Raw genomic sequence first — 22,213 nt, 5'->3', positions numbered from 1 at the left:
CGTCTCAGGCTCCGTATCCGCGCATGGTCTGGCGGTTGGTCTTGACCGCGCCGGCTGGATCGGCGGCGGCGGTCTCGGATTCCTCCTCCAGCACCAGCCAGCCGTTGAAGTTGGGCGCCGCGCTCGCGATCTCGATCACCTTCGCCGTGTCGCAGACACCCTTGCCGAGCATCGCCCAGGTGCCGCCGGCGTCGACGTCCTTCAGGTGCACGTAGCGGATGCGGTCACGGTAGGTGGTGAGCGTGTCGGCCATGTCCTTGTGGCCGCGCAATATGTGCCCGGTGTCCGGCACCCAGCCGACCAGCGAGGCGTCGAGCAGGGAAAAGATGCGGTCGTAGTCGGCGCGGTCGAAGAGCAGCGTGTTGTGGTGCGAGCTTGGATGCACCGCGACCTGGACGCCGGCCTCGCGGCCGATCTCGCCAGCCTTGCTATAGAATTCCGCCGCAATGGCGAACTTGTCGTCGCGCGGCCCGTCGGAGACGACGGTCGCCGAGCCCATCGAGACAAGCGCGCCCGGAAAGGCCGCGGCAAAGTCGATCCAGCGCCTTGCGGTTTCGAGATCGGCGCCAATCTGGTCCTTCAGCGTGAAGCCGCTCTTTGAACCGAAGGCGAAGGAGACCAGCGTCAGGCCGGTGGCCTTCAGCGCGGCGCCAAATTCCGCCGGCTTGCCGGCGTAGCGGCCGATCATCGTGTCGGTGATCTCGATGCCGGCATAGCCGCCATTGGAAATGGCCTTCAGGAGATCGTCCGGGCCGCCGGCAAAACGGTCTCCGAGCATTTCCCAGGTGAAGGTCTGGCAGCCGACTTTGAGGTCTTTCACGTTCATCCTTTCAATCCTTGATACCGCCCATTCCGTGATGTCGCTCAGCGTCTTCATGGGATGGACATCTACTTCACCGAGCCCGCGGTCATCCCGGCGAGGAAGTACCTCTGGGCGACGAGGTAGATGAGCAGGAGCGGCAGCGAGCCGAGGACGCTCATCGCCATCATCTGGTTCCATTCGAAAGCGTGCTGCCCCATCAACAGCTGGATACCGATCGGGACGGTGCGCATGGATGTCGACTTCGTCAGCGTCAGCGCGAAGAGGAACTCGTTCCAGCACAACAGGAAGGTATAGACCGAGGTCGCCACGATGCCGGGAAGCGAGATCGGGACGATCACCCGCCAGAGTGCGGTCCAGCTGCTGCCGCCGTCGACGGCGACGGCCTCGTCGAGATCGCGCGGCAAGGTGTTGAGATACCCGGTCATCAGCAGGATCGCGTAGGGCAGCGTGAACACAAGATAGGTCACGATCAGCGCGATATAGGTGTCGAAGATGCCATACGAGACGACGAGCCCGAAGAAGGGGATCAGAAGCGTGATCGGCGGAATCGTCTGCGTGCTGATGATGAGCGTGTTCAGGCTGCCCTTGCCGCGGAAGTTGAAGCGGCTGAACCCATAGGCTGCCAGCAACGCGATCAGCACCGTCAGCACGGTCACTGCTCCGGCAACGAAATAGCTGTTGAAGAAGAAGCGCAGTTTTACTGGGTCGCCAAGGATGGCCGCATACGCTTCCAGCGTGAAGGCCTTCGGCAGGATGGTTGGCGGCAGGGCAAAGATTTCGGTATTCGATTTGAACGAGCTGCTCAGCATCCAGTAGATCGGGAATGCTGCGAAAAACAGCCCGGCGGCAAGCGCGACATGCAGCGCGACGGTGATCAGCCGGTCTTTCGGCGTGTGCCTTTTCCTCATGGTGACTACCGAGCCTTCTGATAGCGGATGTAGAACAGCGTCAGGCCAAGAGAGATCAGCAGGATGATCACGGCGCTCGCCGCCGCCTGGGACAGGTTGTAGCTCGAGAACGCCAGCTTGTAGGTGTAGGTGCTCAGCACCTCGGTCGAGTAGATCGGACCGCCGCCCGTCGTTATCCAGATCAACGGGAAGACCTGCATGGTCCAGATGAAATCGAGCAGCGAGATGCTGATGATGATCGGCATCAGCTGCGGAATGGTGATGAAGATCAGCTTCTGGTAGGCCTTCGCGCCGTCGATGTCGGCGGCCTCGTAGAAATCCTTGGGAATGCCCTGCAGGCCTGCGAGCAGGCTGACCATGAAAAGCGGGTAGCCCGCCCAGATATTGGCGAAGGTGACGGCGTGCAGCGCCGTCTCGGGCGAGGAAAACCACTCGACCTTGGAACCGATGAGGCCCAATTGCATGAGAATGCTGTTCACAACGCCGTTGGGCTCGAGCAGCAGGCGCCAGATCACCGCGATGATGACGGCGGTGAACAGCCAGGGCAGGATGTAGAGCACGCGCAGGATATTGCGCAGCGTCGGATTGATGCGGTCGCTGTTCAGCATGAGCGCGAAGATCATGCCGATGGTCATGTGGAAGACGACGCTCATGCAGGTGAAGTAGAGTGTGTGCCACAGCGAAGCCCAGAACACGGGATCGGCAAAGATCGCCTGGTAGTGTTTCAGTCCGGCAAAGGACGGGTCGCGCCGCAGCACCGCGCTGTTCTGGAACGAATAGCCAATCACCGTCACCATCGGCAGCAGCATCAGAAGGCCGATGATGATGAGCGAGGGCGACAGGTAGAGATAGGGTACGACCGCTCGTTTCAGCCGATGGTGGGAGCGCTTCTGCGGGGTCATATGCCAACCTTGGGATACGCCTTCAAGAGAAGGGGAGCTTCGGAAACGGGTCCGTCTCGCATTGCCGATGCGTTGTTGCCGGGAGGCCTGCCCGAAGTCAGGCCGCCCGGTAGAGATCGCAAAACAGGCCGATCAGAATTTCGCCATCCAGCCCTTTTGAGCATTGGCCGCGGCTTCTTCCGGAGATTGTTCGCCGGCGAGCATCTTCTGGGCTTGCACGTCGAACTGGGTCATCAGGTCTTCCGCCACCGGCAGGCCCGTGAACTCATTGGCAAGATAGCCGGTCTTGAAGATTTCGAAAGCCTTGCCGAATGCCTTGTCGGAGGTCACGAAATCTGGCTTGGCGTTGACGTTGCCGGGGAAGGCGTTGGCAAGCGACACGAGCTTGGCGTTCACCTTTTCACTCATCAGATACTGGACGAGTTTCCAGGCCTCTTCCTGATGTTTCGAGCCCGCGGAGATGCCGATGCCCCAGGAGGCGTATGGCAGGCCGCGCTTGCCGTCGTAGTTTTCCACGACCGGGACCGGGATCAGGTCGAAGTTCAGATTGGGATTGCGTTTGCGGATGAGGTTCACATGCGCGAGCGAGTCGATCATCATCCCGACCCGGTCGTTGACAAATTCCTCGACCTTTTCCTGTTCGGTTTTGGTGGCGATGCCGGGCGAGATGGTGCCCGCGTCATTGAGCGATTTGACGAAGGTCAGCATATCCACCACCGGCTTGGCCTCGAGAGCGGGCTTGCCGTCCGCCATCATCGATTGACCCGACGCCCAGACCCACGACATCATGTCGTTCTGGACACCGGACGGCGTCTGCAGCGACAGCGGCAACACCCAGCCATACTGGTTCTTGTCGGCCTGGGTCATCTTCTTGGCGGCTTCGAGGAACTCCGCACGGGTCGACGGCAACTTGCTGACGCCCGCCTTGGCTGCGAGGTCCAAATTCACGAAGACCGGATAGACGAACGAAGCCACGGGAAACATCACCGCTTTGCCGTCCACCTTGATGATGTCCGCGACCTGGGCTTTGTCGAAGCCGCTCGCATCCATCATCGGGTTCATGTCGGCCAGCGCGTTCTGCGCGTTCAGATTGTTGACCCAGGCGCCGTCGAGACCAACGACGTCGCTAAGCGTTCCCGTCGCAGCACCAACCGAGATCTGGTCTCGCGTGGTCGCATAGGGGCCGCTGACCAGCGTCACCTTGATCCCGGGATTCGCGGCCTCGAATTCGTCCATGATTTTCCGCAGCGAGCCGGCGGGCAGCTCGGGCTCCCACCACTGCGTGAATTCCAGCGTCGTGTCCGCCATGGCGCCGGTTGCTCCAAGCAGCCATGCGGCCGCTGCCATCTTCAGCACCGCGGGTCTTATCCGAAACGTCATTTTCTCCTCCTTCTTTAAGATCGGCTGCACAATGCGGACGATCGTCTGGTTTATTCAGAAGTCTTCATTCGCAGGCGCCTCGCTCTCGCCCGCCGGCTCTGCCGCAATTCTTCAGATCGCCAGATGCGTCTCGGGATCGAAGAAATGGAGCTTGCTGTCATCCAGGGCCAACCGGATTTCCGAGCCGGAGCGGACTGCGCTGTCCGGTTCGAATTTCGCCACCGCGTTCGACGTCAGGCCGTAATCCTCCACCGCGTCCGGGTCGCCGGAGTCCACCCGGACCGCGTCGATGTTCAGGTGGACGATATGTTCCGACCCGAGTTCCTCGATCGAGGTCACCTTTGCCGGTATCGTCTGATACTTGCGGCCGGATTCGAGGCTGCTGTCATAGAGGTGCTCCGGGCGGATTCCGAACACGACCTTGCGCCCCACATACGACCTCAAGCCCGGCCTGCGCACGAAGGCTGCATCCTGCAGCTGGACGCCGAAGGTGCCGGACGTCAGTTCGTCGCCCGTCAGGGTCGCCTCGAAAAGGTTCATTGAAGGCGAACCGATGAAGCCGGCAACGAAGGCGTTCACCGGCGATTCATAGAGCCGCTTGGGTGTGTCGACCTGCTGCAGCACGCCGCCCTTCAACACCGCGACCCTGTCACCCATCGTCATCGCTTCGGTCTGGTCGTGGGTCACGTATATGGTCGTGACGCCGAGCTGCTTTTGCAGGCTGGTGATTTCGGCGCGCATCTGGACACGCAGTTTCGCGTCCAGATTGGAAAGGGGTTCGTCCATGAGAAAGGCGGCCGGCTCGCGCACCATGGCGCGGCCCATGGCAACCCTTTGACGCTGTCCGCCCGAAAGGTTTGCGGGTTTGCTGTCCAGCAGCGACGTCAGCTGCAGGGTCTTGGCGATCTCGTCCACGCGCTTCCTGCGCTCGGCCTTCGGCTTGCCCGCCAGCCGCATCGAAAAGGCGATGTTTTCGAACACTGTCATGTGCGGGTAGAGCGCATAGCTCTGGAAGACCATGGCAATGTCGCGGTCCTTGGGCGGCATGTCGACGACGTCGACGCCACCGATCCGAAGGCTGCCGCTGGTGACGTCCTCCAGCCCCGCGATCATTCGCAACGCGGTGGATTTGCCGCAGCCGGACGGGCCGACGAGGATCAGGAACTCGCCGTCCTCGACCGACAGGTTCAATTGGTCGATGGCGTGAAAATTGTTCCCGTAGGTCTTGCAGATATTCTCAAGAATGACTTCTGCCATCTTCCTCCTCCACAAGTCTCAGTTCGACCGCTGACGGAGCGTTCGTAGATGTCAGAAGTTTCGTGACCTGGTCGTTGGTGGGCAGCGCTTCGCGCCCGCCACGTCCCGTTACGGACAGGGCTGCGGCCGCGGCCGCGAACGCGACCCGGCCTGCGGTGTCGGCCCCGCGCGTCAATGCATGGGCATAGGCGCCATGAAAGCAGTCACCGGCGCCGGTCGAGTCGACGACGTCAACCCGGTGCGGGGGCAGGTGCCAGAGCCCTGTCTCGTCGCGCCCGCGATAGTAGACGCCCCTGCCGCCATCGGTCAGAACCACGGCGGACCGCGACGGCAACCATAGCGCATCGAGCATCTCGGCCGGCGATCGGCGGCCCGTGGCAGTCCGCGCAAAGCCGAGGGGAAGAATGAGATGGTCGCAGAGCGCGATCAGCCTCTGGGTGTCCGGGCCGCTGCTCCATTCGATATCGCCGAGGATCGCAAGGCCGAGATCGCGAGCCCGGGCCACGACATCCAGCGACCGGATCGCGTAGCTATCGACGATCAGGACGGCTGCCCGGCTGAGGATATCGTCCGGAAAGTCCGGCGTGGTGCCCAGCATCGCTTCGTCGTCATAGGCGATGAACCGCTCCCCATCCGAGCCGACGGTGATGCGCGAGCGCACCGGGCGCGCTTGCGGGTGGCGCGGTGCGAATGCGGTTTCAACGCCGCTCGCAACGAGATCGCACAGCACGGCGTCGTCCGCGGCACTGCCCAGCCATCCGACAAACCCGGCGGTTCCGCCGAGCCGCGCGACGGCGGCCAGCGCCGTCGCGACATTTCCGCCGAAAGCCCGGGCACTTTGCAGAACTTTTCCCTTACCCGCCGACAACGGCTGATCGACATAGACGATGTCGTCGATCGCAATAGCGCCGAAGCCGAGGATCGAGGGGACGGCGGGCATCGTTCAGGCACCCGCCTTCGCCAGGGCGTCTTTTGCCGACAGGCCGTCATGGATGACGCCGCGAAAGGCAAGCGCCGCCTTCTGCGGATCGCCATGCCCCCAGAGATTGCGGCCGACCACGGCACCGCGCGCGCCGGCACGGATGGCGTCCGCCGTCTGCTGAAGCGCGCCGAGCAGCGTATCGGTCTTCGGACCACCCGCGATCACAACCGGCACCGGGCAGGTCCGGACGGTCTCTCGGAACGACTCGAAATCGCCCGTGTAGCCGATCTTGATCACGTCGACGCCGGACTCGTAGCCGATGCGCGCCGCATAGGCGATCTCGTCGGGGGTGAAGACGATTTTCGCCCCGTCGGTGAAATCGCGAGGGTAGATATGCGCCACCACCGGCATGCCGTAGCGAGCCGCCGCGTTCACCGAATCGGTCAGCCAGCGTATGTACTTGCCCTCGGTCGCGCCGCGCACCGCATCCTCGGGCGTTGCGATCAGCTCGCTGATGCGATCGTCCGGAGTGAAGCAGCCCGCCTGGATCACCAGGGAAGCCTTGCCCGCATATTGCGGCCACAGATGGCGGGCGGTGCCAGGCTGGATGCTGACATAGTCGGGTTTGCCCGCCATGACGCGCGCCAGCGCCCCCGGCAGGTCGGCAAGGCCGCCTTTGCGCACGTCGCCATAGCCGACGAAGTGGTCGACCGCGCCGCCAAAAAGGTTCCCCGATGGATGCGAGAAGAGGCGCGCAAGGCGCACCTTGGTTCCGAGGCTCATGAGTTCAAAATTCCCCAATCGGTTGTTTTCAAAATCCTGCTGCGTCAGCGTTTTCATATGCTCCATAAAATTTTTACGCGCGTCAAGAATTAAAATGTTGTATAGCGGCTTTCGATTGTGATCCATTGCTGGCGCCAGGGTGCGGCCAAGCCGTGGCCGCGTTGGGAGGTACGATCGAAAATGCACGGAAAATCAAAGACAAAGCTCGGCATCGGTGTCATCGGATGCGGCAACATCTCGATGACCTATCTGCGCAATGCGGCTCTGTTCGGCGGGATGGAGTTGCGCGCCTGTGCCGACATTTCCGCCGACATGGCGGCGCTCCGTGCCAAGGAATACGGCATCCGCGCGCTCGGCGTCGACGCGTTGCTGGCCGACCCGGACATCGACCTTGTCCTCAACCTGACGATACCGGCGGCGCACTTCGACATCTCGTTCTCGGCGCTTTCGGCCGGCAAGCACGTCTTCACCGAAAAGCCGCTGGCAACCTCGGCCGGCGACGGCCGCCGGCTGGTCGCCGAAGCAGCCAGCCGCGGCCTGCTGCTCGGCTCGGCTCCCGACACCTTCCTCGGTGCCGCCGGGCGCCGCGCGCGCCGCCTGATGGATGAGGGCGCCATCGGCCGCGCGGTGACCGGCACCGCCTTCATGATGGGGCGCGGCATGGAGCACTGGCATCCCAATCCGCAATTCTACTACCAGCCCGGCGGCGGCCCGGTCTTCGACATGGGCCCTTACTACCTGACGATGCTGGTCAACCTGCTCGGCCCGGTCGCCAGCGTCATGGCCATGGCGACGCGCGGCCAGGAGGAGCGGCTGATCACCGCCGACGGTCCCTTCAAAAACACCAGCTTCAAGGTCGGCACGCCGACCAACATCCTGTCGCTGCTCGAATTCCGCTCCGGCGCCACGGTCGCCTTCGGCGCCTCCTGGGATGTCTTCAGGCACTCCAACCATCCGATCGAACTGCACGGCACCGAGGGCTCGCTGAGACTCCCCGATCCCGACACGTTCGGCGGCACCGTCTCGCTGTCGGCGCGCGGCGCCGAGTGGAAGGATTTCGAGAGCGACAGCGAGCTCTACGGCGCGCGCAACTGGCCCTATGCCGCGCCCGACCGCGCCAACTACCGCATGCTCGGTGTCGCCGATCTGGTCCGGTCGCTGTCCGAGGGCAGGAGGCCGCGCGCCTCCGGCGAACTGGCGCTGCATGTGCTGGAGATCATGGAGGCGATCCTCGCCTCGGGCGAGCGCCGCGGATCGGTTGCTGTCAATGGCACCGTCGACCAGCCGCCGCTTCTCGCCGAGGACGAGGCGACGAGCCTGCTGGCCTGACGGGAGGCCGCCCGATGACGACATCGCCCTCGACGGCAGCCGGGCTCGATCCGCAAGCCCGCCACGTGCTCGATCTCGGCCGGCAGGCCGCCGCCCCGCCGTTCGAGACCGGCACGCCCGAAGAGGCGCGCCGCGCCTATGACCAGGGCTCTCCGGACCTGCAGGGCGAGCGCGAGCCGGTCGGCCTGGTCGGCGAGCGCACGCTCGCCGGACCCGGCGGATCGCTGGTGGTAAGAATCTATCGCGGGCAGGGGGCTCCGTCCCGGGCTGCTCCCGCGCTGCTCTATCTGCACGGCGGTGGCTGGGTGATCGGCAATCTCGACTCGCATGACGAGATCTGCCGCTGGTTCGCCAACATCGCGGCATGCGTCGTCGTTTCGCCCGCCTACAGGCTGGCGCCGGAGCACAAGTTTCCGGCGGCGGTCGAGGACTGCCGCGCCGCGCTCTCCTTCATGCGGGATGAGGCCGCCGCTCTCGGCATCGATGCTGGGCGCATCGCCGTGGCGGGCGACAGCGCCGGCGGCAATCTCGCCGCCGTGCTCAGCCTGCTCGCGCGGGACGACCGGATTCCGGTGACCGCACAGCTTCTGCTCTACCCCAACACCGATGCCGCGCAGACGGCGGACAGTTACCGACGCTTCGCCGAGGGTTTCGGCCTGACCGCCTCGACCATGGCATGGTTCCGCGACCAATATGTTCGCGACGCCGGCGACATCGACGACTGGCGCGTCTCGCCGCTGAAGACCAAAGGCCTTGCCGGTGCCGCCCCCGCCTTCGTCGCCATCGCCGGCCACGACATCCTCGCCGACGAGGGCGAGGCCTATGCCAGGCGTCTCCATAACGACGGCGTGCCGGTGGTGCTCAAGCGCTGGCCGGGCCAGATCCACGGCTTCGTCTCGATGGGCCGCCACGGCCCGGCATCGCGGCAGGCTGTCGAGGCGGCGGTCGCCGCCTGGCGGAGCTTCGATCCCGGTTGAGTTGGGTCGGGTCTGTCGAGGTTCAGGTCACGCCGACTGGCGCATCACCAGCGTCGCGTCGAGATTGACCTTGGGCGCCACCGCCGTCCCGTCCTCGTTGAGCAGCCCCAGCAGCGTTTCGACGCTGCGCCCGGCCATGGCGGCGAAGTCCTGCGCCATGGTGGTGAGGCCGGGGCAGGTGTAGCGGCTGAGCGGATGATCGTCATGCGCCGCGACCCTGAGGTCGCAGTCCGCCTTGCGGCCGACCTTGATCCCCTTCGAGAAGGCGGCCGCCATCACGCCGAAGGCGAGACGATCGTTGTTGCACAGGATGGTCTTGCCCGGCAGGCCGCCACTGCCGAGCATCCTCTCGGTCTGTTCGTAGCCGATCCGCTCGAAATCCCAAGTGTAGTCCCTGGTATTGCCTATGACGATCGGCTCATGCCCGAGCCGCTTCATCGAGGCGACATAGCTGGCCAGCCGTTCGGGCGAGTTGTGGTTGACATGCGGGATGTCGAAATAGACCGGCGCGTCGCCCGATCGGCAGAGATACTCGACGATCGTCGCGACGCTCTGCGTGTTGTTGTTGCCGACGAAGGGCGTGCCGCCTTCGAGATAAGTGTCGAAATAAACGATCGGGATGGCCTGCGTCAGCTTCTCCAGCGTGCGGTGATCGGAGCGCCGCCCGAGCGGCGCGACGAGCGCGCCGGAGACCTTCAAGGACAGGATGGTCCGCGTCGCCTCGACCTCGAGCTCGGTCGAGCCGTGCGAGGAAATGACGATCGGCCAATAGCCTTCGTCGCGCAGCCGAAGCTCGATGCGGCTGACCATTTCCGAATAGAACGGGTCGGTCACCGTCGGTACGACGATGCCGATGCTGCGGGTGCGCTTGCGGTTGAGGTTGCGGGCGAACAGATTGGGCTGATAGTCGGAGGAGCGCAGCGCCTCCTCGATGCGCTTTCTGGTCGCCGGCTTGACGCTGGTCGGATCGTCGAAATATTTCGACAGCGTCGGTCTGGAGACGCCGCAGGAACGGGCGAAATCCTCCATGGTCTTGTGCGTCATCGCCATTCCAACCCTCGCGGCATGGTTATCCAAACCTTTGGCCCCATGCGACTGCCCCGGCACCTACTTAGAGTGCGCCGGCGCGCACCTGCAAGGTGAAACTTTACAGACAAGTTTTCAAGTTTCAACGCGTTATGAGAAATTATTGCATGCGTAAATTTTGTGCAGAAGCGTGTGCAGCTTGCAGTGAGGGTAACGCTTGGAGCCGGGTGATTTCAGGTCGAATCGACTGAAATCTGAATCCGGCTCTAAATCAAAGTAATAGAGCATGATGTCGTCCGAAAACCGCTTCACACTTTTCGGCATCATGCTCTAGTAGACCGGCGTCGCCATATGCCGGGGCGCCGGCCATTCTTGCGTGATGCCGGGCTGTACCGGCCGCTCGAGATACGTCGACAGCACCACATAGCTGCGCGTCGAGGTGACGCCCGGCGTCTCGTAAAGCCGTGACAGCAATCCCTCGAGCGCGCGCGTGTCCTCGGTGCGGACCTTGAGCAGCATGCAGGTGTCGCCGGCCACCGTATGGATCTCCTCGACTTCGGGGAATTCGGACACCGCCATCAGCTCCGGCGTCTTGCCCCAGCCCCTGGTGTCGATATGCACGAAGGCGAGCAGCGGCTTCTTCACCGCTCTGGGATCGATGATCGCCGCCGTGGCGCGGATGGCGCCGCTGCGCTTGAGGCGCTTCACCCGCTCATGCGCCGCCGGCGGCGACAGGCCGACGCGATCGCCGAGCTCGGCGTAGCTGATGGTCGCGTCGTCGACCAGGATGCCTAATATCTTTCGGTCGATAGGGTCGATATCGCGGGCAGGCTGCTTGTTCCGCTGAATGCCATCTGTTTCTTCATCCATATCGGAATTCCTTATTGATGCCGAATTAAATACGGCCATTATGGGCATATGTCGAACAGTGATCAATCAGCAATTCTGGTGGCGGCGCCCCGGCCGCCGATCCCGGCGCTCGCCTATCTCCTGACCGGCTGCATCGCCGTCATCGGTTCCAACTCGCTGGTTCTCGGCCCGATCGCGCCCGCCGTGGCGACCTCGTTCGGGACGAGCGTGCCGGCGGTGATGAGCGCGGCCGCTGCCTTTGGCCTCGGCACCTCGGCCAGCGCGCTCTTCCTGGCCCGCTATATCGACCGGGTGGGCGCGCGCCGCATGCTGCAGGGCGCATTGCTGCTGCTGGCGCTGGCCCTGGTCGCCAGCGCGCTGGCACCGACGGTGACGGCGCTGGTCGCGGCCCAGCTGGTCGCCGGCATCGCCGCCGGCATCGCCATGCCGGCGATCTACGCGAGTTCGGCGGCGATCGCGCCGCCAGGCCGTGAAAGCGGTACCATCGGCGTCGTGCTGACCGGCTGGACGCTCTCCATGGTGGCCGGCGTCTCGCTGTCGGCCGTGCTTGCCGATCTCGTGCACTGGCGCGCCGTCTTCGCCGCCGTCGCGCTCCTGGCCGCGACCGCCGTCGTCGGCCTGACAATGAGTTCTCTGCGAGACAGCAAGAAAAGCGGCCCGGCGCCTTCGCCGCTCGGCGCCCTCGCCGTTCCCGGCATCCTGCCGCTGCTGATCGCCTGCGGCGCCTTCATGACCGCCTTCTACGGCGTCTACGGCTACCTCGGCGATCACCTTCACCAGGGCCTCGGCGAGCCGGTCAGCGCCAATGGCCTGGCGGCACTCGCCTATGGTTTCGGCTTCGGCGCGGCGGCACTGCTCGACGGCGTCATCGACCGCCTCGGCGCCCGGCGCGTCATGCCGTTCGCCTATCTGCTGGTGGCGGCCGTTTATGTCGCCATGGCCACCGCCAGCGGCAGCTTCGGCCTGCTGATGGCGACGGTCGCCCTCTGGGGCCTTGCCAACCATTTCGGGCTGAACGTCCTGGTGATGCGCCTGACCGCGCTCGACCCCACGCAGCGCGGCACCATCATGGGCTTGAACAGCTCCGTCACCTATCTCGCCGTCTCCATCGGCACCGCCGGCTTCGGGCCGCTCTATACGAGCCTCGGCTTCGCCAATTGCGCCGTGATCGCGGCCCTGCTGATGCTGGTCGCCGCTTCGGCGGCGGCATGGCGCTCGGCAGGCACTGCTCAGCAGTAAGCTTGCGTCCCTGTTCGGTCCTTCGCTAAGGCTGGCAAATGGAACCGAACTGGACGAAGCGATGAAGACGACGCTTGAGACCACTGCTGATCCTTCGGCGCAGGAACTCGCCTTCCTCGGCGAGCAACTCACGGCCTTCAACGACGCCGATGTCGGCGCCTCGGGCCGAAAGGCGCTCGCCGTCTTCGTTCGCGACGAGGCTGGCAAGGTCGTCGCCGGCATCTCCGGCTACACCGCCTGGGGCTGGCTCTTCGTGCAATGGCTGTGGGTCGACGAGAGCCTGCGCGGCCAGCACATGGCGGGCCAGATGCTGCAGGCGGCCGAACAGGAGGCGGTGGCGCGCGGCTGCCACGGCGCCTGGATCGACACCTTCAATCCCAAGGCGGCCAGGGCCTATGAGCGCCAGGGTTACCAGCCGTTCGGCACGCTGCCCGATTTCCCCATCGGCCGCAGCCGCATCTTCCTGCAGAAGAGCCTAACGGCCGCCTGATCAGCGGGTCCGGAATTGCGGCACAAAACTCTACCCGGCGAGTTTCCCGCCGCGCATCGGCTGCGGCACGCCGGTCGTGCTCGGGAAACTGATCGGCAGGCCGCGCAGCACGCGCACCGCCAGGAACGCAAAACACTCCGCCTCGACCGCGTCGCCCTTCCAGCCCAGCGTCTCGGCCTGCACGGCCTCGACGCCGGCGCGGCTGGCGAGCATCGCCATCATCGTCGGGTTGTGGCGGCCGCCGCCGCTGACCACCAGCCGCTTCGGCCGATGCGGGAGAAGGTCGAGCGCCTTGCCGACGGCGGCGGCGGTGAAGGCGGTCAGCAAGGCTGCGCCATCCTCGGCGTCGAGGCCTTCGGCCATCGCGGCGGTGAAGTCGAAACGGTCGAGCGATTTCGGATAGGGCTTGGTCAGATAGGGATGTTGCAGCAGCCTGGCGAGCCGCGCCTCGTCCACACTGCCGGCGCGCGCCAGCGCGCCGTCGCGGTCCATGTCGCCAAGCCCCTTCGCCTTGATGAAATCGTTGAGCGGCGCGTTGGCCGGTCCGGTGTCGAAGGCGACGACATTGTCCTTGCCGTCCCACCAGGTGATGTTGGCGACGCCGCCGAGATTGAGCACCGCCATGTCGCCGCTGGCATCGGCCGCGCGCAGCAGCGCGGTGTGATAGGCAGCCGCCAGTGGCGCGCCCTGTCCGCCGGCGCGCATGTCGGCCGAGCGGAAGTCGTAGGCGACCTTGGTTCCGAGGATCGAGCGCATCAGCTCGCCGTCTCCGAGCTGGCGGGTCTGGCCGAGCCGGCCGGCCTCCGGCGCGCGATGCAGCACCGTCTGGCCGTGGAAGCCGACGACGCCGATATCCGCCATGGTCAGGCCATGGCTTTCGACAAGGTCCTTCACGGCCGCCGATTGCGCGCGCGTCAGTGCCTCCTCGGCCTCGCGGAAGATCGCCGGTTCCGGTCCGGTGAAGTTCCACGCGCGCGCCTGCCGCAGCGTCTCCTCCAGCAGGGTACGGATCGATTGCGGGTAGGGCGCCAGCGTATAGGTGCCGAAATCCGCGATCCGCTCGCCGTCGGTCCTGATCAGCGCGACGTCGATATTTCCGTCAAGCACGGTGCCGGTCATCAGGCCGACGGCCCAGATTGGTTGCATGGGTTGCTAGTCCCCGTTGACGCGATCGCCGACAGCCTGGCGAAGCGCGGCGATTCCGCTGTTGAAATGACGTGTCGGATGGATCCGGTTGGTGAGCAAGGTCCAGGCCCTGCCTTTGTCGAAATCGATCCACAGCCCGGTGCCGGTGAAGCCGGTATGGCCGATCGTGCCGGGGCTGCAGAGCCCGCCGCCGGACCAGCCTTCGTAAGGGCGTTCCCAGCCATGGGTGCGGGTGGCCGACAGCGGCGCCCGCATCAGCGCGATCGAGGCCGGCGAGGCGCCGGTTCCGTCGAGCAGCCCTTGCGCGAAATCGAGGACCGAGGCAGCCGTGCCGAACAGGCCGGCATGGCCGGCGCCGTCCAGCGCCGAGCAATTGTCGTCATGCACCTCGCCTGAGAGCACGCGGTGGCGCCAGGTGCAGTCTTCCGTCGCTGCTGCCTGGTCAGGCGCGGCCGAGAAGGCAAAGCCCGGACCGGGATCCATGGCGCGGATCCTCTTGCCCGACAGGCGCTCCATCGCGAAGCCGAGCAGGATGAAGTTGATGTCGGAATAGACCGGCATGCCGGCCTGCCATTCGCGCTGCAGGATGAAGGCGCGCAAGAGGTCGGGTCCGCGGCCATAGGTGTATATGGGCGCGACGGCCGGAAACGGCGTCTGGTGGCCGAGGCACTGGCGAAACGTCACCTTCCGCTCCCATGCCTTCTGGTCATATTGGCGCAGGTCCGGCAGCGCCGAGATCAGCGGCGTATCGAGGTCGATGACGCCATCCTCCGCCAGCTTGAGGATGCGCGGCGTGGTGAAGATCACCTTGGTCAGGGAGGCGAGATCGAACCAGGTTCCTTCATGCATGGGCCTGGAGTCGGGCACGCGTTGGGCAAGGCCCGTGGCACGTACAACGCGGGCGCCGCCGCGCTCGACAATCCCTAACACGCCGCCCGGAATGCGGCCTTCGGCCACCGACGCTTCGAGCGGGGCGAAGGCGTGAGTGAAGAGCTCGGCGAGGGCGGTCAATATCGGCCTCCATCGGAGAGGCAGCGATCCGTCCCACACCCCTCTGGCCGGCAGGCCGGAGGGGAGTGCTGTCCCGCCAAGCCTGCGCATCTTTGAGCGCTATCCTTCACGCCTCGACCCTCACTATATGATCCGGCCCAAACACATCCCACTTTGCCGGCCCCGGTTCAAACCCCAGCGGCCGCACCAGCGACGGCACTTGCCGCGTATCCAGTTCGAAACGCTCGCGCCGGCGCTCGATGGTCGGCACCGCCGCGATGAGCTTCTTCGTGTAGGCATGCTTCGGCGTCGACAGCACCGACTTTGCATCGCCGATCTCGACGATCTGGCCGGCATAGATCACGGCGATCCGGTGCGCGATGCGCTCCACCACGGCCATGTCGTGCGAGATGAACAGATAGGCCAGGCCAAATTCGCGCTGCAGTTCGACCAGAAGCTCCAGCACCCGAGCCTGTACCGAGACGTCGAGCGCCGAAACCGCCTCGTCGAGCACGACGACGGACGGGTTCAGCATCAACGCGCGCGCTATGCACAGCCTTTGCCGCTGGCCGCCCGAGAATTCGTGCGGGTAGCGCTCCAGGCTGTTTTCCGGCAGGCCGACGCGCTTCAGCAGCGTCGTCATCTTCGCACGCGTTTCTGCGCCCACGCGGCCGCCCGAAGCGATCACCGGTTCGGCGAGGATGCTTTCGATCGTCAGCCTGGGGTTGAGCGAGGCATAGGGGTTCTGGAACACCATCTGGACCGGTGGCGCGCTTCGCTCGGCGCCAGCCTTGCGCGCGCTGGCCGAGAAGCTGCCGCGCGTCGAGCGCACCAGGCCGAGCACCGCGCGCGCCGTGGTCGACTTGCCGGAGCCGCTCTCGCCGACAATGGCCAGCGTCTCGCCCGGCATCAGCTCGAAATCGACGCCGTCGACGGCATGCACTGCGCCGGTGGCGCGCCCGAACAGGCCGCTCCTGGCCGGATAGCGCACGACTAGACCGTCGACCTTGAGCGCCGGCTCGGCGTCAGGCGCCTTCTCGCGTCGGCCATCCGAGCGCGTCGCCTTGCCGCTGGCGAAATGCGGCACGGCGTGCAGCAAATGCTGCGTATAGGCATGCCGCGGATGGTCGAGGATCTGGTTCAGCTCGCCCTGTTCGACGGCCTGTCCGTTCTGCATCACCATCACCTTGTCGGCGATGCCGGCGACGAGGCCGATATCGTGGGTGATGAAGATCATCGACATGCCGGTCTCGCGCTTCAGCTCGGCGAGCAGCGCCATGATCTGCGCCTGCACCGTCACGTCGAGCGCCGTCGTCGGCTCGTCGGCGATCAGCAGGCGCGGATTGCAGGCAAGCGCCGTGGCGATCATCACCCGCTGCAGCATGCCGCCGGAAAGCTGGTTCGGCGTGTATTTCAGCCGCCGCGCCGCATCGGGGATGCGCACCCGGTCGAGCGCATCCTTGGCCGCGGCCATCGCCTGGCGGCCGGTCAGGCCGCGATGCAGGCGGAACGATTCCGCGATCTGCGTGCCGATGCTTAGCACCGGATTGAGCGAGGTCATCGGCTCCTGGAAGATCATGCCGATCTCGGCGCCGCGGATCTTCGTCAGTTGCGGTTCGGCCGCCCCTGCCAGATCGAGCACGCCGCCGTCGCCGCGCCTCAGCCGGATCGAGCCGCCGGTGATCTTGCCGCCGCCGAAGTCGACGAGCCGGTTGACCGACAGCGCGGTGACCGACTTGCCCGAGCCGCTCTCGCCGACGATGGCGAGGGTCTCGCCGTCGGCGAGATCGAAGCTCACGCCACGGACAACTTCATTGGCCTCGGCCTTGCGGCCGAAACCGACGCTGAGATCGGATACGGAAAGCAGCGGGATCACGCGACCGCCCTCCGCATCTTCGGATCGAGAATGTCGCGCAGGGCGTCGCCCAAAAGGTTGAAGCCGAGGATGCTGATCATGATGGCGATGCCTGGGAAGATCATCAGCCACGGCGCCGTTTCCATAAGATTGCGGCTGTCGCTCAGCATCAGGCCGAGCGAGGCGGCGGGCGGCTGCGTGCCGAGGCCGAGGAAGCTGAGGCTGGCTTCGGTGAGCAGCGCCCAGGCCAAAGCCAGCGTCACCTGGACGGTCAGCGGCGCGACCAGATTGAGCAGCAGGTGCCTGGTCAGGATGTAGCTTGAACTGCTGCCGAAGGTGCGCGCGGCGTCGACGAATTCGCGCGCCCTGAGCGACAGCGCCGGGCCGCGCACCACGCGCGTGAAGATCGGCGTGTAGACGATGCCGATGGCAAGCACGCTGGTCCAGGTGCCGGGACCGGCGACGGCGACGATGAGCAGTGCCAGGAGGATCGCCGGGAAGGCGAGCAGCACGTCCATGATCCGCATCAGCACGCCGTCCCAGCGTCGGCCGAACCAGGCCGCCGCCAGGCCGAGGACGGTGCCGGCGAGCGTGGCGAAAGCCACCGAGAAGAAGGCGACGGTGAAGGACTGGCCGATGCCCATCATCAGCCGGCTCGCGACGTCGCGGCCGAACAGGTCGGTGCCCATCCAGTAGGCGGCGCCTGGCGCGTGCAGGCGGTCGACACGGTACTGCGTCAGCGGGTCGTGCGGCGTCAGCCCGAGCAGGCCAAGCACGGCAAGCAGGAGATAGAGCCCGACGATGAAACCGCCGATGCGACCGCTGGTGTGGGCGAAGATGGCTTTGAGGATGCGCATCAATTTTCCCCCAGTCGGATGCGCGGATCGAGCGCGGCATAGGCGAGGTCGACCAGGAGATTGACGATCATGAAGTTGAAGGCGATGAACAGCACGCATCCCTGCACCAGCGCATAGTCGCGCTGCAGAATCGCGTCGAGCACCAGCCGGCCGAGGCCGGGCAGCGCATAGATCTGCTCGACGATGACTGCGCCGCCGAGGAGATAGCCGAATTCGATGCCGCTCAGCGTCACCACCGGGATCAGCGCGTTGGGCAAGGCATGGCGCCAGATGACGCTGCGCGCCGGGGCGCCCTTGCTGCGGGCGGTGCGCACATAGTCGTCGCTCAAGACGTCGAGCATGGCCGAGCGCGATATACGGGTGACCGAGGCGGCGAAGGCGAAGCCGAGCGTGATGGCGGGCAGGATCAACTGGCCGAGATTGCGCAGCGGATCCTGCCACAGCGGCGCGAACTCGCCCATCGCCGGCAGCACGCCGAAACCGGCCGACAGCGTGTAGATGATCAGCAGCGCCAGCACGAAATTCGGCGTCGACTGGCCGATCATGGCGGCGATGCGCACGCCGAGGTCGGAGAGTTTCTCGTTGCGCGTGGCGGCAAAGACGCCGGCGGGCACGCCGATCACAAGCGCGATCAGCATCGAGAGAAGCGCCAGCTCGAGCGTCAGCGGGAAGCGTTCGAGGATGACATCGAGGACCGACCTGCCATAGGTCGTCGAAATGCCGAGATCGCCGTGCAAAAGGCCGACGACCCATCGTCCGTACTGAACGAACCAGGGCTGGTCGATGCCGAAATAGGCGGCCAGCGCAGCGCGCTGCTGCGGCGTCAGAAGCCCGGCCTCGGTGCCCAGCATCGCCGTGATCGCGTCACCCGGAACCATCCGGATGGCGACGAACACGACGATGGAGACGCCGATCAAAACGAGAGGAAACACCGCCAGGCGCCTGAGCAGATAGGTCACGCGAAGAACACCTCTCGTCCGCCGGCCATCACTGCTGGATGGTGACCTTGCTCAGGCTGAACAGCGTGCCGGTCGGCGTCGGCACGAATCCCGCGACATTCTTCTGCTGCGCCGTGTAGCTGTAGGAGGTGTAGAGCCAGATCCACGGCGAAACCTCGGCGAGGTGCTTTTCGAACTCGGAGAAAATCGCCTTGCGCTTTTCCGGATCGGTCTCGGCGCGGCCCTTCTGCATCTGGGCGTCCAGCGTGTCGTCGATGTAGTTGGCCACCTTCTGCAGATTGCCGGCCTTGGTCCAGTAGCGGTTGTACATTGTGTAGGGGTCGGCCCTGCCGCCATTGAGCGCCACCGCCATGTCGAAATCGCCCTTCAGCCAGGCGTCGACATAGACGTTGAGCTCCATCATCTTGATGTCGAGCTTGACGCCGATCTCGGCGAGCTGCGACTGGATGACCTGGGCCTCCGCAGCCGCCGTCGGCGGCTCGCCGGTGGCGCCGATCACGGTCGCCGAAAAGCCGTCGGCAAAGCCGGCTTCGGCCATCAGCTTCTTCGCCTTCTCGACGTCGCGCTTGTAGCAGAACAGCTGGCCGGGATCGGTGGCCATCGAGGGAATGGTCAGCGGCCCGGTCACCTTGCCCTCGCCGAGCGAGGCGGTGTCCAGCACCTCCTGCCGGTCGATGGCGCAGGAGATCGCCTGCCGCACCTTCAGCTCGGTCATCGGCTTGCGCGACGGGTTGAGCTGCAGCACGTGATAGGCAAGCACCGGCACGCGGTTGAGCTGCAGGCTGGCTTCCTTCGGCACCAGCGTGGCGACCAGCGGGTCGTTGAGCAGCGCGAAGTCGATCTGCTTGGTGCGCATCGCCGCCAGGATCGCCGTCTCGTCCGGCAGCACGCTGATCTCGATGCCGTCGACGCCGGTGGCGCCGCCGGCCCAGTCCTTGTTGGCGCTGAGCACTTCCTTGGCGTTGGGGTCCCATTTGTCGAGCTTGAACGGGCCCGAGCCGATCGCCTTGGTGCCTATCGAGCCGGCGGCGATCTCGCTGGCCGGAACGATGGCCGCGTTTACGTCGCTCATCGCCGTCAGCAGCGGCACGTCCGGCTGCGACAGGTGGAAGACGACGCTCGCCGGATCGGGCGTGTCGATGCTGGCGATCGACAGGAAATTGGCGCGGGCAGCCGCCCCGGTCTTCTCGTCGAGGATGCGCTCGAACGAGGCCTTCACGTCGGCCGAGGTGACAGCGGCGCCATTCTGGAACTTGGCTTTCGGGTTGAGCTTGAAGCTCAGTTCCTTGCCGTCAGCCGAGAACTGCCAGCTATCGGCGATCGCCGGCACGATCTTCAGGCTGGCATCGACCCTGACCAGCGGTTCATAGACCAACTCCAAGAGCCTCAGCGACGAAAAGGCGGTCTGCTTGTGCGGATCGAGCCCGGTGGCGTCCTGCGCCCAGGCCATGTGCAGCGTTGCCGCACTTGCCTCCAACGGCGCGGGGGCGATGCCGACCAGCGCCGCAAGCGCCATGCCCGAAACCAGTTTCCTCGTCAGATGCTTGACCATTGTCGTCTCCCATTTCGTTCGACCTTGCTTTGCAATTCCGCGGACCGCTTCAAAGGGGCAGGCGCCCCGGACTGTCGGCCCAGTTTTCTCATGCGGCTTCACGCCGTCTTTTCGCTGATCGCCTTGCGCAGGAACCCTCCCGCCTTGCCGAGCGCCTCGCGCGCTTCTTCCACGCCCATGCCGGTAATCACCATCAGGATCGCCAGCTTCACGTCCTTGCCTGTCGCCTCCAGCGCCTGCCGTGCCTGCTGCGCCGTGCAGCCAGTCGTCTGCATGATGATGCGGACGGCCCGCGCCACCAGCTTCTTGTTGGACGGATTGAGGTCGACCATCAGGTTCTGGTAGCTCTTGCCGATGCGGATCATGCTGGCGGTGGTCAGCATGTTGAGGACCAGCTTCTGCGCGGTGCCCGACTTCAGCCGGGTCGAGCCGGTAAGCACCTCCGGACCGACGACCGGCGAGATGGCGATGTCGGCAATGCCGGCAATGGTCGAGCGCGAATTGCAGGACAGCGCCACCGTCGTCGCGCCCACGTCCTTGGCGTAGTTGAGCCCGCCCATGACGTAGGGCGTGCGGCCGCTGACGGCGATGCCGACCACCACGTCGTCGGCGGTGAGGACGATATCCCGCAGGTCCTCCGCGCCCTGCTTCGGATCGTCCTCGGCGCCTTCGGCGGCGCGCACCAGCGCTTCGGCACCGCCGGCGATGAGGCCGATCACCATATCTTCGGGAACGCCGAAGGTCGGCGGGCATTCGGAGGCGTCGAGGACGCCCAGCCGGCCGCTGGTGCCGGCGCCGATATAGATCAGCCGCGCGCCCTTCTGGAAGGCTTGCACGATCCGGTCCACGGCCATCGCTATCTCCGGGATGACCTTCTCGACGGCGGCGGCGACGCCCTTGTCCTCGTCATTGATCCGGCGCAGCACGTCGGCGGTGGGCAACAGGTCGATGTCCATTGTGCGCGGGTTCCGGTCCTCGGAAACCAACCGCTCCAGCTCGGACATCAAGCCGTGTTCGCTCATCCGCTTGCTTTCAAACGCTGCCTTTTGGCAGGGAATCTGATGCAGCACCGGACGCCGACCAGTGCCGCGGTCGCGGCATTGGCGCTCATATTTGTGGCCGGTTCTGCTTTGTTAACTTTTTAGAATTGAATATTCGCAGTGTCAACGACAGAGTGGAATAGAATATTCCTATCGACGAGACGCGTCAGCGACCGGCGAGGGACCTTTTGGCCAGGATGATCGCCCCTGAAACCGCGTCGCCGTCGGCGGGCTTCAGGCGCCGGCGCACATCGGGCGCGAGCCACGGCTCGAGCGGGCTGGACAGGCCGCCGAGCAGCGTCACCCGCGGCGCGCCCTTGTCGAACAGCACCCGCACGAACGTGTCGACCTGCTCGGCCGCGCTCTGCACGATCCGCCGCCCGGCCGCGTCGCCCTGGTCGGCATGGCGGATCACCATCGGCGCCAGCGCCGCGTAGTCGGTGGCGCTGGCGCGGTCCATCCAGGCGACGGCCTCCATCGGATCGTCCTTGAAGCGCTGCATGACTTCGGCGAGCAGCGCCGTCCGCTCGTAGCGTCCGTCAGGGGCGCGCAGGGCAAGCCGCACCGCCTTGAGGCCAAGATCGGCGCCGCTGCCTTCGTCTGAGATTGGAAAACCGTAGCCGCCGACGCGCAGGTCGCGCCCGTCGACGAAGCCGAGCCCGATCGAGCCGGTGCCGGCAATGACGATGGCGCCGTCCTGGCCCGAATGCGCGCCAATGCAGGCCCCGACCCCGTCGCTGACGAAAGCGATGCTGGCGAAAGGATGCGCGATCGCCTTGAGCGCCTCCAGCGCACCCTTGCGGCCGCTGCCGGCGCGGCCGATGCCGGCGCGGATCCGGGCGATCTCCGCCGGCCCGAAACCGGCCTCGTCGATCGCCGCGCCGAAGGCCCGCGAGACGGACGCCCAG

At 65.4% G+C, this 22,213-nt stretch carries 21 protein-coding genes; 4 read left to right on the top strand and 17 right to left on the bottom strand.

The annotated features are described in order from the left end of the window. Positions 1 to 4 precede the first annotated feature (4 nt). From EN738_RS06135 to EN738_RS06105, 7 genes are all read right to left on the bottom strand, one after another. Positions 5 to 826 carry a sugar phosphate isomerase/epimerase gene (locus EN738_RS06135; RefSeq protein ID WP_127282937.1) on the bottom strand — a complete coding sequence of 274 codons (822 nt, stop codon included), beginning with the start codon at positions 824 to 826 and terminating at the stop codon, positions 5 to 7. A 62-nt stretch (positions 827 to 888) separates the two neighbouring features. Further along, entirely contained in the window at positions 889 to 1,731 is an 843-nt protein-coding gene (locus tag EN738_RS06130; protein ID WP_127282936.1) for a carbohydrate ABC transporter permease, read from the bottom strand. Between the two features lie 5 nt (positions 1,732 to 1,736). After that, positions 1,737 to 2,633, bottom strand: coding sequence for a sugar ABC transporter permease (locus EN738_RS06125; RefSeq protein ID WP_127282935.1), 897 nt, complete (start codon positions 2,631 to 2,633; stop codon positions 1,737 to 1,739). A 132-nt stretch (positions 2,634 to 2,765) separates the two neighbouring features. Continuing rightward, a complete protein-coding gene (locus tag EN738_RS06120; protein WP_127282934.1) occupies positions 2,766 to 4,013 on the bottom strand; it encodes a sugar ABC transporter substrate-binding protein in 1,248 nt (415 codons plus the stop codon). 111 nt (positions 4,014 to 4,124) lie between these two features. After that, on the bottom strand, positions 4,125 to 5,270 hold the full coding sequence (locus EN738_RS06115) for an ABC transporter ATP-binding protein (protein ID WP_127282933.1): 1,146 nt from the start codon (positions 5,268 to 5,270) through the stop codon (positions 4,125 to 4,127). Further along, positions 5,251 to 6,210 carry a PfkB family carbohydrate kinase gene (locus EN738_RS06110; RefSeq protein ID WP_127282932.1) on the bottom strand — a complete coding sequence of 320 codons (960 nt, stop codon included), beginning with the start codon at positions 6,208 to 6,210 and terminating at the stop codon, positions 5,251 to 5,253. Before EN738_RS06110 ends, EN738_RS06115 begins: the two co-directional genes overlap by 20 nt. Positions 6,211 to 6,213: 3 nt before the next feature. Beyond that, positions 6,214 to 6,975, bottom strand: a complete 762-nt coding sequence (locus EN738_RS06105) for a class I fructose-bisphosphate aldolase (protein WP_127282931.1) — start codon at positions 6,973 to 6,975, stop codon at positions 6,214 to 6,216. A 180-nt stretch (positions 6,976 to 7,155) separates the two neighbouring features. Between EN738_RS06105 and EN738_RS06100 the strand changes: the two genes are divergently transcribed. Both EN738_RS06100 and EN738_RS06095 read left to right on the top strand, forming a co-directional pair. Then, complete coding sequence (locus tag EN738_RS06100) at positions 7,156 to 8,304, top strand: Gfo/Idh/MocA family oxidoreductase (protein WP_127282930.1); 1,149 nt, start codon at positions 7,156 to 7,158, stop codon at positions 8,302 to 8,304. A 14-nt stretch (positions 8,305 to 8,318) separates the two neighbouring features. Then, positions 8,319 to 9,281, top strand: a complete 963-nt coding sequence (locus tag EN738_RS06095) for an alpha/beta hydrolase (RefSeq protein ID WP_127282929.1) — start codon at positions 8,319 to 8,321, stop codon at positions 9,279 to 9,281. A 27-nt stretch (positions 9,282 to 9,308) separates the two neighbouring features. On the opposite strand, the gene EN738_RS06090 is transcribed toward EN738_RS06095, so the two are convergent. After that, on the bottom strand, positions 9,309 to 10,331 hold the full coding sequence (locus tag EN738_RS06090; protein ID WP_127282928.1) for a LacI family DNA-binding transcriptional regulator: 1,023 nt from the start codon (positions 10,329 to 10,331) through the stop codon (positions 9,309 to 9,311). 306 nt (positions 10,332 to 10,637) lie between these two features. Further along, positions 10,638 to 11,177: an Lrp/AsnC family transcriptional regulator gene (locus EN738_RS06085; RefSeq protein ID WP_127282927.1), complete on the bottom strand. Its 540-nt coding sequence runs from the start codon at positions 11,175 to 11,177 to the stop codon at positions 10,638 to 10,640. Between the two features lie 48 nt (positions 11,178 to 11,225). Between EN738_RS06085 and EN738_RS06080 the strand changes: the two genes are divergently transcribed. After that, a complete protein-coding gene (locus tag EN738_RS06080; protein WP_127282926.1) occupies positions 11,226 to 12,416 on the top strand; it encodes an MFS transporter in 1,191 nt (396 codons plus the stop codon). A 61-nt stretch (positions 12,417 to 12,477) separates the two neighbouring features. Next, positions 12,478 to 12,906, top strand: coding sequence for a GNAT family N-acetyltransferase (locus EN738_RS06075; protein ID WP_127282925.1), 429 nt, complete (start codon positions 12,478 to 12,480; stop codon positions 12,904 to 12,906). A gap of 30 nt (positions 12,907 to 12,936) precedes the next feature. Here the strand turns inward: EN738_RS06075 and EN738_RS06070 are convergent, their stop codons facing one another. The 8 genes from EN738_RS06070 to EN738_RS06035 form a co-directional block, all read right to left on the bottom strand. Next, a complete protein-coding gene (locus tag EN738_RS06070; protein WP_127282924.1) occupies positions 12,937 to 14,052 on the bottom strand; it encodes an anhydro-N-acetylmuramic acid kinase in 1,116 nt (371 codons plus the stop codon). A 6-nt stretch (positions 14,053 to 14,058) separates the two neighbouring features. Beyond that, positions 14,059 to 15,063: a serine hydrolase gene (locus EN738_RS06065; RefSeq protein WP_245494382.1), complete on the bottom strand. Its 1,005-nt coding sequence runs from the start codon at positions 15,061 to 15,063 to the stop codon at positions 14,059 to 14,061. Between the two features lie 106 nt (positions 15,064 to 15,169). Further along, the gene (locus EN738_RS06060; RefSeq protein ID WP_127282922.1) at positions 15,170 to 16,918 is read right to left on the bottom strand and encodes an ABC transporter ATP-binding protein; all 1,749 of its coding nucleotides are present in this window, start codon (positions 16,916 to 16,918) and stop codon (positions 15,170 to 15,172) included. Then, complete coding sequence (locus EN738_RS06055; protein WP_127282921.1) at positions 16,915 to 17,754, bottom strand: ABC transporter permease; 840 nt, start codon at positions 17,752 to 17,754, stop codon at positions 16,915 to 16,917. The genes EN738_RS06060 and EN738_RS06055 overlap by 4 nt, the downstream gene beginning before the upstream one ends. Continuing rightward, entirely contained in the window at positions 17,754 to 18,713 is a 960-nt protein-coding gene (locus tag EN738_RS06050; RefSeq protein WP_127282920.1) for an ABC transporter permease, read from the bottom strand. The genes EN738_RS06055 and EN738_RS06050 overlap by 1 nt, the downstream gene beginning before the upstream one ends. Before the next feature lie 28 nt (positions 18,714 to 18,741). Beyond that, on the bottom strand, positions 18,742 to 20,265 hold the full coding sequence (locus EN738_RS06045; RefSeq protein ID WP_127282919.1) for an ABC transporter substrate-binding protein: 1,524 nt from the start codon (positions 20,263 to 20,265) through the stop codon (positions 18,742 to 18,744). Between the two features lie 98 nt (positions 20,266 to 20,363). Continuing rightward, on the bottom strand, positions 20,364 to 21,287 hold the full coding sequence (murQ, locus tag EN738_RS06040; protein ID WP_127282918.1) for an N-acetylmuramic acid 6-phosphate etherase: 924 nt from the start codon (positions 21,285 to 21,287) through the stop codon (positions 20,364 to 20,366). Between the two features lie 184 nt (positions 21,288 to 21,471). Then, on the bottom strand, positions 21,472 to 22,213 hold a 742-nt coding region (locus EN738_RS06035), incomplete at its 5' end, for a BadF/BadG/BcrA/BcrD ATPase family protein (protein ID WP_127282917.1).

Origin of the sequence: Mesorhizobium sp. M4B.F.Ca.ET.017.02.2.1 (genome assembly GCF_003998955.1) — a bacterium.
GTDB lineage: Bacteria > Pseudomonadota > Alphaproteobacteria > Rhizobiales > Rhizobiaceae > Mesorhizobium > Mesorhizobium abyssinicae.
Note: the sequence above shows the minus strand (reverse complement) of the source record. Positions and strands in the feature narration are given on the sequence as shown.